This window comes from Kribbella sp. NBC_00709 (assembly GCF_036226565.1).
Taxonomy (GTDB): domain Bacteria; phylum Actinomycetota; class Actinomycetes; order Propionibacteriales; family Kribbellaceae; genus Kribbella.
The window spans coordinates 2207648-2221166 of the sequence record NZ_CP108996.1 but is presented as its reverse complement, the minus strand read 5'-3'; the positions used below and the strand labels follow the sequence as shown (position 1 = coordinate 2221166).

Annotated in this window: 14 protein-coding genes; 9 read left to right on the top strand and 5 right to left on the bottom strand. The window is 68.9% G+C overall.

All coding sequences use genetic code 11. The features are described from left to right. Positions 1 to 8: 8 nt before the first annotated feature. From OHA18_RS10900 to OHA18_RS10880, 5 genes are all read left to right on the top strand, one after another. A complete protein-coding gene (locus OHA18_RS10900; protein ID WP_329003854.1) occupies positions 9 to 1676 on the top strand; it encodes an L-aspartate oxidase in 1668 nt (555 codons plus the stop codon). Next, the gene (gene nadC / locus OHA18_RS10895) at positions 1669 to 2523 is read left to right on the top strand and encodes a carboxylating nicotinate-nucleotide diphosphorylase (protein WP_329003852.1); all 855 of its coding nucleotides are present in this window, start codon (positions 1669 to 1671) and stop codon (positions 2521 to 2523) included. The genes OHA18_RS10900 and nadC overlap by 8 nt, the downstream gene beginning before the upstream one ends. After that, a complete protein-coding gene (locus OHA18_RS10890) occupies positions 2523 to 3287 on the top strand; it encodes a type III pantothenate kinase (RefSeq protein ID WP_329003851.1) in 765 nt (254 codons plus the stop codon). The genes nadC and OHA18_RS10890 overlap by 1 nt, the downstream gene beginning before the upstream one ends. A gap of 66 nt (positions 3288 to 3353) precedes the next feature. Further along, complete coding sequence (locus OHA18_RS10885; protein WP_329003850.1) at positions 3354 to 3791, top strand: hypothetical protein; 438 nt, start codon at positions 3354 to 3356, stop codon at positions 3789 to 3791. A 29-nt stretch (positions 3792 to 3820) separates the two neighbouring features. Continuing rightward, on the top strand, positions 3821 to 5260 hold the full coding sequence (locus OHA18_RS10880; RefSeq protein WP_329003849.1) for a multicopper oxidase family protein: 1440 nt from the start codon (positions 3821 to 3823) through the stop codon (positions 5258 to 5260). On the opposite strand, the gene OHA18_RS10875 is transcribed toward OHA18_RS10880, so the two are convergent. Then, positions 5248 to 5808, bottom strand: a complete 561-nt coding sequence (locus OHA18_RS10875; RefSeq protein ID WP_329003848.1) for a carboxymuconolactone decarboxylase family protein — start codon at positions 5806 to 5808, stop codon at positions 5248 to 5250. The two genes, OHA18_RS10880 and OHA18_RS10875, sit on opposite strands and share 13 nt — an antisense overlap. Before the next feature lie 135 nt (positions 5809 to 5943). Here OHA18_RS10875 and OHA18_RS10870 point away from each other — a divergent pair, with 135 nt between their 5' ends. After that, positions 5944 to 7242, top strand: a complete 1299-nt coding sequence (locus OHA18_RS10870) for a hypothetical protein (protein ID WP_329003847.1) — start codon at positions 5944 to 5946, stop codon at positions 7240 to 7242. On the opposite strand, the gene OHA18_RS10865 is transcribed toward OHA18_RS10870, so the two are convergent. From OHA18_RS10865 to OHA18_RS10850, 4 genes are read right to left on the bottom strand one after another with little or no spacing between them, the layout of a single operon-like run. Then, entirely contained in the window at positions 7228 to 7887 is a 660-nt protein-coding gene (locus OHA18_RS10865) for a DedA family protein (RefSeq protein ID WP_329003845.1), read from the bottom strand. The genes OHA18_RS10870 and OHA18_RS10865 overlap by 15 nt on opposite strands. A gap of 46 nt (positions 7888 to 7933) precedes the next feature. Further along, positions 7934 to 8833 carry an SPFH domain-containing protein gene (locus OHA18_RS10860; protein WP_329003844.1) on the bottom strand — a complete coding sequence of 300 codons (900 nt, stop codon included), beginning with the start codon at positions 8831 to 8833 and terminating at the stop codon, positions 7934 to 7936. Further along, complete coding sequence (locus OHA18_RS10855; RefSeq protein ID WP_329003843.1) at positions 8821 to 9267, bottom strand: NfeD family protein; 447 nt, start codon at positions 9265 to 9267, stop codon at positions 8821 to 8823. Before OHA18_RS10855 ends, OHA18_RS10860 begins: the two co-directional genes overlap by 13 nt. A gap of 56 nt (positions 9268 to 9323) precedes the next feature. Beyond that, positions 9324 to 9893, bottom strand: coding sequence for an ArsR/SmtB family transcription factor (locus OHA18_RS10850; protein ID WP_329003841.1), 570 nt, complete (start codon positions 9891 to 9893; stop codon positions 9324 to 9326). Between the two features lie 58 nt (positions 9894 to 9951). Between OHA18_RS10850 and OHA18_RS10845 the strand changes: the two genes are divergently transcribed. From OHA18_RS10845 to OHA18_RS10835, 3 genes are all read left to right on the top strand, one after another. Then, positions 9952 to 11175: an MFS transporter gene (locus OHA18_RS10845; RefSeq protein ID WP_329003839.1), complete on the top strand. Its 1224-nt coding sequence runs from the start codon at positions 9952 to 9954 to the stop codon at positions 11173 to 11175. 9 nt (positions 11176 to 11184) lie between these two features. Continuing rightward, complete coding sequence (gene lysS, locus OHA18_RS10840; protein WP_329003837.1) at positions 11185 to 12705, top strand: lysine--tRNA ligase; 1521 nt, start codon at positions 11185 to 11187, stop codon at positions 12703 to 12705. Positions 12706 to 12933: 228 nt separating this feature from the next. Beyond that, complete coding sequence (locus OHA18_RS10835; RefSeq protein ID WP_329003835.1) at positions 12934 to 13263, top strand: histone-like nucleoid-structuring protein Lsr2; 330 nt, start codon at positions 12934 to 12936, stop codon at positions 13261 to 13263. Positions 13264 to 13519: the final 256 nt, after the last annotated feature.

Here is a 13519-nt window from a genome sequence, read left to right as displayed (position 1 = left end):
GTCCCTAAATGACCGCACCTGCAGTCCCGCAACGGCTGGCCGCGGCTGAGGCTGGTTGGACGGACTCGGTCGACGTGGTGGTGGTCGGTTCCGGCGTCGCCGGGCTGACTGCTGCGCTCAAGGCCCGTGAGCTGGGATCCGTGCTGGTGGTGACCAAGGACGTTGTCGCGTCCGGCTCTACGCAGTGGGCCCAGGGCGGGATCGCGGCCGCGCTCGACCCGGAGGACTCAGCCGAGGATCACTTGCGGGACACGCTGGTCGCGGGCGCGGGGCTCAGCGACCCCGAAGCCGTCCGGGTCCTCGTCACCGAGGGACCGGACGCGGTCCGTGACCTGATCGAGCTGGGCGCGCGTTTCGACACCCTGGCCGACGGGGAGATCTCGCTCGGTCGTGAGGGCGGGCACCACCGCAACCGCATCGCGCACGCCGGCGGCGACGCGACCGGCGCGGAGATCGAGCGCGCCCTGGTCGCCGCGGTCAAACAGGCCAAGGATATTCGGCTGATCGAGCACGCACTGGTCCTCGACCTGCTCACCGCCGAGGACGGCGCCATCGCCGGCGTCACCTTGCACGTGATGGGTGAGGGCCAGCTCGACGGCGTCGGGGCGGTCCGGGCCCGCGCCGTGATCCTGGCCTCCGGCGGTCTCGGACAGTTGTACGCGGCAACTACCAACCCGAGTGTGTCCACCGGTGACGGCATGGCACTGGCGTTGCGGGCCGGCGCGAAGGTGCGGGACCTGGAGTTCATCCAGTTCCACCCGACCGTGCTCTGGCTGGGCAAGAGCGCGAAAGGCCAGCAGCCGTTGGTGTCCGAGGCGGTCCGCGGTGAAGGCGCGTTCCTCGTCGACCACACCGGCAAGCGGTTCATGCAGGGGCAGCACGAGCTCGCCGACCTCGCGCCGCGGGACATCGTGGCGAAGGCGATCATGCGGCAGATGCTTGCTACTGGCAAGGATCACGTCTACCTGGACGCCCGGCACTTCGGCGACGAGAAGTGGCGGGTGCGGTTCCCGACGATCCTGGCGTCCTGCCGCTCGCACGGCATCGACCCGGTGCGTGAGCTGATCCCGGTCGCGCCGGCCTGCCACTACTCGTCCGGCGGCGTGTGGACCGACCTCGATGGTCAGACCTCGGTGCCCGGCCTGTACGCGTGCGGCGAGGTCGCCTGCACCGGCGTACACGGCGCCAACCGGCTTGCCTCGAACTCGCTGCTCGAAGGCCTCGTGTTCGCCCGGCGGATCGCCGCGCACCTCGCGGACGGTCTGCCCGAGCGACGCGAGCCGGCCGTCGACGCCCGTACGCCGGGACTCGTCGACGCGGACGTCGTACCCGAGCTGCAGCGGGCGATGACCGCCGGTGCCGGGGTGATCCGGAGCGCCTCCGGACTGTCCGAGGCGGGTGCGACGATCGGCAAGCTGATCGAGCAGCCGCCCGACGAGCCGGGTACGCCGGGATGGGAGGCGACGAACCTGGTCACGGTCGCGTCTGCGCTCCTGGCCGCCGCGACCGTCCGCGAGGAAAGCCGCGGCGCGCACTGGCGCGAGGACCACCCCGATCGCGATGATCTGAACTGGTCAGGCAGTCTGGACCTGACGCTGCCCGCAGCCGGCGAGCGCGCTGTGCCGCAGGCCACGTTTTTTCCGCACGAATCCGAGGAGAATGACCGGCATGGATGAGACTGTCGACCGGCAATGGGTCGTTGACCTCGTGCGGGCCACCATCGAAGAGGATCTGGCCGGGGGAGTGGACGTGACCACCACGGCCACCGTCGATCCGGACCAGATCTCGGTCGCCGAGCTGGTCGCGCGCACCGACGGCGTGGTGGCCGGGCTGGAGATCGCGGAGCTCGTACTGCGGCTGGTCGCCGCCAAGGACGAGCTCGAGATCGAGCACTCCGTTCGTGACGGCGCGTCCGTGCAGGCCGGCGCCGTCCTGATGACGGTCCGCGGCAAGACCCGGCACCTCCTCACCGCCGAACGCACAACGCTGAACCTGCTGTGCCACCTGAGCGGTGTCGCCACCCTGACCCGGCGCTGGGTGGACGCGGTCGCGGGCACCGGCGCGGTCATCCGCGACACCCGCAAGACGATGCCGCTGCTGCGGTCCCTGGAGAAGTACGCCGTCCGCTGCGGTGGCGGGAAGAACCACCGGATGGGGCTTTCCGACGCCGCGCTGATCAAGGACAACCACGTGATCGCGGCCGGTGGCGTCGCGGAGGCGTTCCGGCTGGTGCGCAAGGCGTACCCGGACATCTCGATCGAGGTCGAGGTCGACTCGGTCGACGACGCGCTGATCGCGGTGGAGTCCGGCGCCGAGCTGATCCTGCTCGACAACATGGACGTCCCGCTGCTGCGCGAAGCCGTCGAGAAGGTCGGCGGCCGGGCGCGGCTCGAGGCCTCCGGCGGCCTCACGCTGGACCAGGCCCGGGAGGTCGCCGAGACCGGCGTCGACTTCCTCGCTGTCGGCGCGCTGACGCACTCGGCGCCGGTGCTCGACATCGCGCTGGATCTCAAGGAGTCCTGATGCTGCTGGCCGTGGCCGTGGAGAACACCAGGACGCTGGTCGGCCTGGTGTTCGAGGGCACGGCCAAGCGGCATTGGTGGGTCGGCACCGATCCACGCCGTACGGCGGACGAGTGGGCCGTTCTGCTGCAGGGCCTGCTCGCAGGCGAGTCGCCGGTCCACGGGATCGCGGTGTGTTCCGCCGTACCGCATGTGCTGCACGAGCTGCGGGACGTCGTCTCGCGGTACTACCAGGACGTGCCGAGCGTCGTGGTCGAGCCGGGCGTGAAGACCGGGCTGCCGGTGCTGGTGGACAACCCGCGCGAGGTCGGCACCGACCGGATCGCGAACGCGCTGGCCGCGGTGCACAAGCACGGCGCGCCCTGCCTGGTCGTCGATGTCGGTACGGCGATCACCATCGACGTGGTCAATCCGGCCGGCGCTTTCATCGGCGGAGTGATTGCCCCAGGCATCGAAACCGCGACCGACGCGCTCGGGTACGCCGCCGCGCAGCTGCGCCGGGTCGAGCTGGTCCGGCCGCGGTCGGTGGTCGCGAAGAACACCGTCGAGGCCCTGCAGTCCGGTGCGATCCACGGCTTCGCCGCTCTGGTCGACGGTCTGGTCGCACGGATCCGGACCGAGCAGTCTTTGAACGCGGAGAGTCCCGTCGTGCTCACCGGCGCGCTGGCGCCGCTCCTCGTCGGCGAGCTGACCACGCCGGTTCGCGACGAACCGTTGCTGACGCTGCACGGTCTGTACCAGGCGTTCGCCCGCAACCACGGCTGAGGTTTAACCTCTTGTGTCCTTGAGGTGATCTGCATCACCATGAGGACAGCTACGTTGGGGGGAACAATGAGAGCTACTTATCGGGTACTGGCGGGTCTTGTATCGATCGGCGTCCTGGTGCAGGCGATGGCCATCGCGGTCGCCTGGTTCACCGCGCTGAAGGACATGGACGACGGCCTGGTGATCGACAAGAACTACGACGGCAACTGGGGACACAGCCTGCACGGCATCGTCGGGTCGATGATCATCCCGTTGCTCGCGCTGCTGTTGCTGATCGTCTCGTTCTTCGCGCACATCCAGGGCGGCGTGAAGTGGGCGCTGTACGTCGTCGGTCTGGTCGTGCTGCAGATCGCGTTCGCGTTCGCGGCGTTCGCGGCGCCGGTGATCGGCGCGCTGCACGGTGCGAACGCGCTGGCATTGATGGCCGTGGCGGGGATAGCCGCCCGCCGTGCCGCCGGTGCGCCGGCGGCAGCGGCCGCGGAGTCCACCGAGGCGACCGCGTAGATGCCCTTGGCAACTGACGGGTGGCGGCCGTGACCCTGCGGCTGCCGCCTCGCCGGGTGCTGATCGCGCTGCTCGCGACGATCGTCGTACTGACGCCGATCGTGTTCTTCTGGGTGCGGAGCCTGGTGCCGAACGACCTGTCGCCGATGGCGATGGGGTACGCCGACTACGGCGGCGGGCCCGAGTCGGAGCATCTCCACCACGGCGAGGACGTCAGCGAGCTGACCGGCCCGCCCAGCCAGAAGCCCGACGTGGCCGTGGAGCTGGTCGCCCGCAAGGAGCGCTTCGACATTCCCGGCCGCGGCCCGATGGACGGCTTCACGCTGAACCACACGTCGCCCGGGCCGCGGATCGTCGCACAACAAGGCGATCTGATCCAGGTCACGCTGCACAATGACAACGTGGCCGACGGAGTCACCTTGCATTGGCACGGTGTCGACGTACCGAATGCCGAGGACGGTGTCGCGGGCGTCACCCAGGATGCGATCAAGCCGGGGCAGTCGTTCGTGTACCGCTTCCTGGCGAAGGACGCCGGCACGTACTGGTACCACTCTCACCAGGTCTCGCACGAGCAGGTGCAGAAGGGGCTGTACGGCGTACTGATCGTGCAGCCGAGACCGGATGACGTGATCGCGGTCGTGCACACCTACGACAAGGTCCGCACGGTCAACGGCGAGTACGGCGAACGTCGCGTCGCGGCACCGGGTCCGACGGCACGCGTGCGGTTGATCAACACCGACAACGGACCGATGGCGGCCTGGGTCGACGGGGCGTCGTACAAGGTGGTCGCGATCGACGGCACCGACGTGAACGCGCCGACCGAGGTGAGCGGGAAGAAAGTGCTCGTCACCGCGGGCGGGCGGATCGACCTCGAAGTGCCCACGAGCAAGCCGGTGCGGATCGGGCTCGGTGGCGGACCGACGACGCTGGTGATCGGGGCGGGCGATGCGCCGACCGGCACCGAGCCGCGGGACGAGGTCGACCTGTTGAGCTACGGGTCACCGCAGGCGATCGGGTTCGACCCGGCGAAGGCGACGCGGGTGTTCCGGTACGACATCGGCCGGCGGATCGGGTTCTTCGACGGGAAGCCCGGACTGCGGTGGTGGACGATCAACGGGCACCAGTACCCGGACGTGCCGATGTTCGTGGTCAGCGAAGGCGACATCGTCCGGATGACGATCAAGAACACCTCGGGCCAGGTCCACCCGATGCACCTGCACGGCCACCACCTCGTCGTCCTCAGCCGGAACGGGGTGAAGGCGACCGGGAGCCCGTGGTGGACGGACTCCCTGAACGTGGAGGACAAGGAGACCTACGAGGTGGCCTTCGTGGCGGACAACCCCGGTATCTGGATGGACCACTGCCACAACCTCCCGCACGCGGCGCAAGGTCTGGTCACCCACCTGATGTACACCGGCGTCACCACGAAGTTCCACCTCGGCGGCGGAACGGACAATCAGCCCGAGTAGATCGGGCGGCCGACGGTGAGGGCCTTGCGAAGGGCGTCGGGCAGGCCGTTGAAGGCCGAGTCGGGCTGGGTGCCGGTGGCGTCCAGAGTCTTGGAGAAGAACGCCCGGGCCGCGGCGGCCAGGGCGACGTCGAGTACGTCGGCATCGGCCAGACCGAGCGCTTTCAGCCCGTCGACGTCGGCCTGGGTGACCGTGTCCGCCGCGAGTGCGACCTTCCGGGCGAACGCCATCACCGCTTGGTCGATCGGGTTGTTCGGCGGCTCGTCGACGAGGGCCGCCACCTCCTCGGCCGTGTAGAACTTGTCGGCCAGCACCTGCCCGTGCGCGAGGCTGCAGTAGCTCGACTTCAGCGCGGTCGCCGCCGCCAGCGTGGCCAGCTCGTAGCGGCGCAGGTCCATGGACTCCTTGATCGCGCCGTTCAGCTGCTTCCAGGCGTCGTACACCGCGGGTCTCGCGGCGAACGTGTGGACGAAGTTGGGCACGTGCCCGGCCGGTGCCCGGTTCGCCTCGAAGAACTCCGGGTCCTTCGGCGTGTCGATGAATGCCATCGTGGTTCCCCCCTTTGTGGCTCCTTTCACCGTAGGAGCGTGATACCGATCCGGCAACGGCCCTGGGGGTCCGGCACTCGTGACTGGGTATGGTTCACCGGTCGGTTGTGAGGCAGCTGGGACGAGGTGGTCGAAGTGCGGCGCGTGCTTTCCGTGGCGCTGGCGGTGGTCGTGGGAGCGACCGCGCTGACTGCGTGCGCCTCGGATCCGGCGCCCTCCGACGTGACGGTGGCCTGGGCGCCGAAGGGGCGGGCGGCGGTGCAGGTGACCTGGAAGGACACCAGCCAGCCGAACCGGATCACGATCGAGGGTGTGCTCAGCGAGAGCCCGTCGTACGTGAAGTACATCCCGGCCGGCGACCCGAACCGCTGGGAGATCCCGACCTCGGCGTTCCCGCCGGACGGCAACTACAAGATCGCGGTGGCGACCGGGACGTCGCAGGGGGGCGTGACCAGCAAGCTCGCCAAGTCGCCGGTGTTCGACACCGACGGTCCGGTGCGGCCGAGCGCCGCAGCGGTGGCTCCGCAGGGGCGCGGCGTGCTGATCAGATGGTCGGTGCCGGTCGCGCCGCAGGACTTCACCCCGAACGACCCGCTGGACGTGACGGGCAAGAAGACGCAGCGCTACGTGCCGATGATCGGGCGGCCCGGCCAGCTGCTGAAGGCGATCGGCCCGGCGACCACCTCGAACCGTCAGGTGATCAAGAGCATCAAGCCGCCGTACGTCTTCGAGCTCCGCACGCAGAACGAGTGGAGCACGCGGATCGGCGGGCAGGTGTTCGGTCTGACCAGCTCGATCAACGCCGCCGTGCCGCCGCTGGCGCAGTTCAGCGTGCCGATCCGGGTCCGCGGGCGCGTCATCCTGCACCAGGTCGGCTGCGACCTCGAGGCGCCGTGCACCAGCCAGCGAGCGACGCCGGCGGGCGTGCCGGTCGTGGTCCTGACGCAGGTCACGCCGGGTGCGCGGTGGACCCCGGCGGCGAGCGGCGCGACGACGGCGGGCGGGTACTACGACATCGGCGTTCCGACCGCGGGGAGCAGGCCGTACAAGATCATCGTGCCGGTGTACTCCAAGGGCGGCACGACCACCGGGACGTCGACCAGCAAACCGGCGTACACGAAGAGTGTGGTCCGGGTCGCCTCGGCCGGGTTCGCCGGCGGGGACACGGCGAAGAAGGCCGGCTCGATGGTGACCATTTCGGCGACGGTCAAGCCCGCCATGAACACGACCGTGATGCTGCAGGCGTGGAACCGGCAGACCCGTACCTGGGCGAACCTGAAGGCGATGGCGATGCGCCAGGGCCAGACCGCGCTGGCGTTCAAGGCCGGGCAGCCGGGCGACTTCGTCTACCGGTTCGTGATCCCGGGCGCGATGATGTTCGGCCGCCCGATGCAGGGCATCACCACCGCGGGCCTGGAGCTACACGTCCGCTGACTCGGCCGGCTTCGGCTCGGGGACGTCGGTGTGCTTCCGCCGCTTGCGGACCTTGTGGACGACGTACAGCGCGACCACGACGGCCGCGATCGCAACCAGTGCCCACAGCGACACCCGGCCGAAGATCTTGTCCGCGTTGTCGCCGACCTTGTAGGCGACGATGCCGATGGTGGCCGACCAGGCGATACCGCCGGCGGCGTTGGCGGCCAGGAAGCGCGGGTAGTGCATCCGCAGCATGCCGGCCATCGGGCCCGCGAAGATCCGCAGCAGCGCGACGAACCGGCCGAAGAACACCGTCCAGACGCCGTACTTGTGGAAGTATTTCTCGGCGCGGACGATCCGGTCCTCGGAGAAGTGGTGGAACCTTCGCCCGAGCCGCTCGAACAGCCGGCGCCCCGCCTTACGGCCGACGAAGTACCCGATCGAGTCGCCGATGATCGCGCCGGCGGCCGCCGCGATGATGACGAACTCGATCCTCAGGTGGTGCTGCGAGGCGAGCAGCGCGGCCGCGACCAGGGTGGTCTCACCCGGCAGCGGCACGCCCATGCTCTCGACGCCGATGACGAGTCCGACCACCAGGTACGCCAGGACGGCCACTCCGGTCGGGATGGCGATCGCCTGCGCGAGCAACAGAGGTTCCCCCATGCACCCATAGTGACATCGAGCGACAACCGATTTGGTGACGGGGCAACTATCCCCGGGAGATTTCAGGGTTGTGGCCGTTCTCCGACGGGATGACAGGGGGTGCCGGGGGAGCCGTGTCGCCGCGGAAGGCCTTGGTGACGTTCTGCAGCGCGGTGGTGACCTCCGACGGGATGACCCAGAACGTGTTGCCGGGGCCCTTGGCGAGCTCGGGCAGCATCTGCAGGTACTGGTACGCGAGCAGCTTCGGGTCCGGGTCGTTGCGGTGGATCGCCTCGAACACCGTGTCGATCGCCTTCGCCTGACCCTCGGCCCGCAGGATCGCGGCCTGCCGGTCGCCCTCCGCGGTCAGGATCCGGGACTGCCGCTGGCCCTCGGCGTTCAGGATCGCGGCCCGCTTCTCCCGCTCGGCCCGCATCTGCTTCTCCATCGACTCCTTGATCGACGCCGGCGGCTCGATCGCCTTGAGCTCGACCCGGTTGACCCGGATGCCCCACTTGCCGGACGCCTCGTCGAGGACCCCGCGGAGAATCGAGTTGATGTGCTCGCGCGACGTCAGCGTCTTCTCCAGGTCCAGCGCGCCGATCACGTTCCGCAGTGTGGTGACGGTCAGCTGCTCGATCGCCTGGATGTAGTTCTGGATCTCGTACGCCGCCGCGCGCGGATCGGTGACCTGGAAGTACAGCACCGTGTCGATGTGGACGACCAGGTTGTCCTCGGTGATCACCGAGTTCGGCTGGAACGAGACCACCTGCTCGCGCAGGTCGATCAGTTGCCGGGGCCGGTCGATGAACGGGATCACGATGTTCAGTCCGGGCTCGAGTGTGCGCAGGTACCGGCCGAGGCGCTCGACGTTGCTGGCCCGCGCCTGCGGGACGATGCGGACGGTTCGCAGTACCAGCACGACCGCGAGCAGTGCGACGACGATTCCGATGATCAGTTCGGCCATGGCTCCTCCTGGGGATGGACGAGGGCGGTGGCCCCCTCGATGGCGAAAACGTCGACCCGGGTGCCTACGGGGATGTGCAGGTAGGGGTCGTACGAACGGGCGCTCCATTCCTCGCCGCCGATCCGGACGCGGCCGGCGTCCCGATCGCAAGGAGCGAGCACCACGGCCTCCCGTCCGACCAGGGCGGCCACCCCGGTGCGCAGCTTCGGGTGCCCCATCAGGTGCCGGCGGGCCACCGGGCGGACCAGGATGGCCAGCGCGGCGGCGGTGACGGCGAACGCGAGGACCTGGAAGCCGATGCCGAGTCCCAGCCCGGCGATGCCGCCGGCCGCGAGCGCGGCGATGGCGAGCAGGAGCAGGTCGAAGGTCGCTGCCATCAACTCAGCCGTGCCGAGGACGGCGGCGACGATCACCCAAAGGATCCAGGACTGCATCTCAAGTACCTCTACTTCGAAGGTACTCCTGGATACGTCGTTGTGTTGCTAACGGTTCAGCTCTCTTCGGGCACCTTGCCGATCGGTACGACGGCGTACAGCGAGCTGATCTGCCGGGCGGCGGCCGGGTGGTCGCTCTGGGTCCGCTTCTTCTTGAACCGCTCGACCAGGTCGTTCAGCTCCTTGCTGAACCGGACGGCCTCCTCGTGGGTGAGCCACAACCGGGTCCGGCTCATCATGCTGACGTCGTCCCACGGGTCGTCGTCGGCCATGTCCTGGAACTGCTCGAGCACCCCGTTCACCGCGGACCGCATGATCGCCTGGCCGGCCAACCGCCCGGCTCCGGCGCTGGTGGAGTCGATCCGGAGGCTCGACGCGCGCGCCCGCCACGGCCGCTCCCGGCCGTCGGCGGACTCCTCGGCGCGCTCGAGGATGCCCCACTTCTCGAGGGCCCGGAGGTGGTAGCTCATCGCCGACGGCGTCAGGCCGACCAGCTCCGCGCACTCGGTCGCGGTCAGCACTCTGCCGTTGTACAGCTCGTCGATGACCCGCTGCCGGGCCGGGTGGGCCAGGGCGCGGATCGCCCGTGGATCGGTGATCACCACAGCGGGCTTCTTCTTGGCCACGACGTCAGCGTAGCGAACCTCTTGACGGATGGGAATATGAAGCACTAACTTCACATCTATGAAGCAAACCCTTCAGACTTCGATCTGGGCGCACCGCGACATCCGTCTGGTGCTGCCCGCCCGTGCGCTGTCCTATGCAGGTGACTCGATCGCCCTGATCGCGTTGATGCTGCGCGTGTCCGACGGCCACGGCCCGGCCGCGGTCACGGCCCTGCTGCTCGCGTTCGCCGTACCGACGGTCGCGATGATCCCGTTCGCCGGGCGAATCGTGGACGGCTTCGACTCCCGTCTGGTCCTGGTCTGCTCGGGTCTGCTCCAGGTCGCGGCCGGTATCGGCCTCGCCTTCGTGCACAACCTGGTCAACACGCTGGTCCTGGTCTGCGTCCTGCAGGTCGGCCAGGCTGTCGCCGGTCCTGCGTGGGGAGCACTGATTCCCCGGATCGTCGGCGAGGAGCTTGTCGGCCGGACCACCGGGACCAGCCAGGCGCTGATCGGGGTCGCGACGCTGGCGGGTTCTGCGGCCGGTGGCGTCCTGGTCGGCGCGGCCGGGACCCGTGGTGCTCTCCTCGTCGACGCCGGGACCTTCCTCGTCCTGGTGCTCGTCGCGCAACTGGTTCGGACCCGTCGTCGGCCGGAGCCGACGGCTGTGCACCAGGGCGGCGGGGTGTCGGCCGGACTGCGGGCCATCTTCGGGGACGACATCCTGCGGATCCTGGTGCCGGCGCTCTGGGTGTTCGTCGTCGCCGGTGAAGCGGTGAATGTCGTGGAGGTGTTCCTGATCACCGGCGAACTGGGCCTCGGCCCCAGCCTGTACGGCGCGGCGGGTGCGGCGACCGGTGCCGGCGCGATCCTCGGCGCCTGGTACAGCGGCCGGCTCAGCGGCGACCGGGCGCGGTCCATGGCCGTCGTCGCGGGGATGGCGGGGATCGGCGGCTCCAGTGTGCTGATGGGCCTGGCCGGGAACTTCGTGACGCTAATGATCGGCGCCACCACGATCGGCGTCAGCAGCGGGCTGCTGAACGCGGCGACCAGCGCGCTCATCGTGATGCGGTCGGCCGAATCGGTCCGCGGCCGGGTGCTCGCCGCCCTGAACGGGACGGTCCGCTCGTTCAGCATCTTCGCCATGCTGCTGGGCGGTCTGGCGGGTGCGCTGCTCGGTTCGCGCGGGACGTTCGTGACCTGCGGACTGGCGTGCGCGGTGGCCGCCGCGGTCGTCGGCGTCCTGCTCGCCAGGGTCAAGGACGGAACAAAGGATTCGGAAGTGGAGGCAGTCAGTCACTAGCCTTTAGGCATGACTGATACGCACGTGGACCCGGTGGACCCCGACAACGGGCAGGACGACCTGCCCGAGCAGATGCGGGTTCGCCGGGAGAAGCGTGACCGGCTACTGGCCGAAGGCGTCCCGCCGTACCCGATCTCGGTGCCGCGGACGCACCTGTTGAAGGACCTGCGGGCGAAGTACGACAGCCAGGACCTGGAGCCCGACACCCGGACCGGTGAGCAGGTCTCCGTGGTCGGCCGGGTGATCTTCCTGCGCAACACCGGCAAGCTCTGCTTCGTCCGGCTCCGTGAGGGCGACGGGACCGAGCTGCAGGTGATGCTTTCGCTGGCCGACCTGGGCGAGGAGGAGCTGGCCCGGTTCAAGCAACTCGTCGACATCGGCGACCTGCTGGCGGTCCAGGGCGAGGTGATCACCAGCCGGCGCGGTGAGCTGTCCGTCCAGGTGACCGGGTGGCAGATGGCCGCCAAGACGCTGCGCCCGCTGCCGAACGAGCACAAGCCGCTCAGCGAAGAGGCCCGGGTCCGGATGCGGTACGTCGACCTGATCGTCCGCCCGGAGGCCCGCGAGATGGTCCGCGCGAAGGCAGCCGTCCTGAAGGCGCTGCGCGCGACGTACGACGGGCACGGCTTCGTCGAGGTCGAGACGCCGGTGCTGCAGCTGACCAACGGCGGCGCCGCAGCCCGCCCGTTCAGCACGCACCTGAACGCGTTCGACCAGGAGATGAAGCTGCGGATCGCGCTCGAGCTCGATCTGAAGCGGGCGATGATCGGCGGCGTCGACCGGGTCTACGAGATCGGCCGCACGTTCCGCAACGAGGGGCTGGACTCCACCCACTCCGCGGAATTCTCGATGATCGAGGCCTACGAGGCGTACGGCGATTACGACACGATGGCCGAGCTGATCCAGGAACTGATCCGGAACGCGGGCCGCGCGATCGGTCGTACGACGATCACTGCGCGCGACGGTTCGACCATCGACGTGGAGCAGCCGTTCCGGCACGCGACGCTTTTCGGGCTGCTCTCCGAAGCGGTCGGCGAGAGCGTCGACGTGACCACCGACCTGGCCACTCTGACCAAGTTGGCCGAGCAGCACGACGTCGAGCTGCAGCCGGGCCGGAATGTCGGTGAGATCGCCGTCGACTTGTTCGAGAAGCTGTGCGAGCACACGCTGATCCAGCCCACCTTTGTCCGCGACTATCCGGAGTCGGCACGGCCGTTGGCCAAGCCGCACCGGGAAATTCCGGGCCTGGTCGAGGCCTGGGACCTGTTCGTCAACGGCGTCGAGCTCGGGGTCGCGTACTCCGAGCTGAACGACCCGGTGATCCAGCGCGATCGCCTGGTGGCGCAGTCGATGCAGGCCGCGGCCGGCGACCCGGAGGCAATGGAGCTGGACGAGGACTTCCTCCGGGCGATGGAATTCGGGATGCCGCCGGCCGGCGGCATGGGGATGGGCCTGGACCGGTTGGTGATGTTGCTCACCGGGACCGGTATCCGGGAGACGATTCTGTTCCCGTTGCTCCGTCCGGAGTGATTCCCGAATCCCCCCGCAGGTCGTTGCATAGCACAACGGACTGGTTCCGCAAATCCGGGGTCGAATGCATTCTGGTCCAGCCGCTTGCGGCTGGGATGAATACTCAAAGTTACGACGGCTGTGCGGCGTCGATGAATGACACGAACCCAGTTTGTGCGGTACAAATCAGGTGCTAACAATTCGGCAGGGGGATTGTGCCCGATGGCGGGCGCGGAAAGGTTGTCATCGATGGCGCAAAGGGTTCAGGTGGTTCTCGAGGACGATCTCGACGGCGGTAAGGCCGACGAGACCGTCACCTTCGGGCTGGACGGAACGACGTACGAGATCGACCTGTCCAAGAAGAACGCCGCAAAACTGCGCGACGCACTGGCCGCTTATGTCGGCTCCGGGCGCCGGGTCTCCGGCCGCCGCGGCAGCGTGGGCCGGGCGCGGGGCCGGGGCCGGTCGGCGTCGGACTCCGCCGACATCCGGGCCTGGGCCAAGGAGAACGGCTACGAGGTCAGCGAGCGAGGCCGGATCTCCGCCGAGGTGCGCGCGGCGTACAACGAAGCCAAGTAAGTTTTTCGGACTGCCGGTCCCGGCGCCCTATTGGGTGCCGGGACCGTCCGCATTCCGGTTGTTTCACAGAGTGGGACACGGCGTGTCGGGACTGGTGACTGACCGGGCAGGTAGTTGGGGAAATTCGCTGGTGGCGAACACGCTGTCTGATCGGGTCGGAGTGGGAACACGCTGGTGATCAGTGCGGTTGTCCCCTTGTGATGCCGCCCGGGCAGTCGGTGGAAGCGTGATCGGCTGTTCGCCGAGAGCGAGCCTG

Excerpts from the sequence above, each read along its gene's own strand:
- OHA18_RS10900 (WP_329003854.1), top strand. The coding sequence starts at position 9 with ATGACCGCACCTGCAGTCCCGCAACGGCTGGCCGCGGCTGAGGCTGGT.
- nadC (WP_329003852.1), top strand. The coding sequence starts at position 1,669 with ATGGATGAGACTGTCGACCGGCAATGGGTCGTTGACCTCGTGCGGGCC.
- OHA18_RS10890 (WP_329003851.1), top strand. The coding sequence starts at position 2,523 with ATGCTGCTGGCCGTGGCCGTGGAGAACACCAGGACGCTGGTCGGCCTG.
- OHA18_RS10885 (WP_329003850.1), top strand. The coding sequence starts at position 3,354 with ATGAGAGCTACTTATCGGGTACTGGCGGGTCTTGTATCGATCGGCGTC.
- OHA18_RS10875 (WP_329003848.1), bottom strand. The coding sequence starts at position 5,808 with ATGGCATTCATCGACACGCCGAAGGACCCGGAGTTCTTCGAGGCGAAC.
- OHA18_RS10865 (WP_329003845.1), bottom strand. The coding sequence starts at position 7,887 with ATGGGGGAACCTCTGTTGCTCGCGCAGGCGATCGCCATCCCGACCGGA.
- OHA18_RS10860 (WP_329003844.1), bottom strand. The coding sequence starts at position 8,833 with ATGGCCGAACTGATCATCGGAATCGTCGTCGCACTGCTCGCGGTCGTG.
- OHA18_RS10855 (WP_329003843.1), bottom strand. The coding sequence starts at position 9,267 with ATGCAGTCCTGGATCCTTTGGGTGATCGTCGCCGCCGTCCTCGGCACG.
- OHA18_RS10845 (WP_329003839.1), top strand. The coding sequence starts at position 9,952 with ATGAAGCAAACCCTTCAGACTTCGATCTGGGCGCACCGCGACATCCGT.
- lysS (WP_329003837.1), top strand. The coding sequence starts at position 11,185 with ATGACTGATACGCACGTGGACCCGGTGGACCCCGACAACGGGCAGGAC.
- OHA18_RS10835 (WP_329003835.1), top strand. The coding sequence starts at position 12,934 with ATGGCGCAAAGGGTTCAGGTGGTTCTCGAGGACGATCTCGACGGCGGT.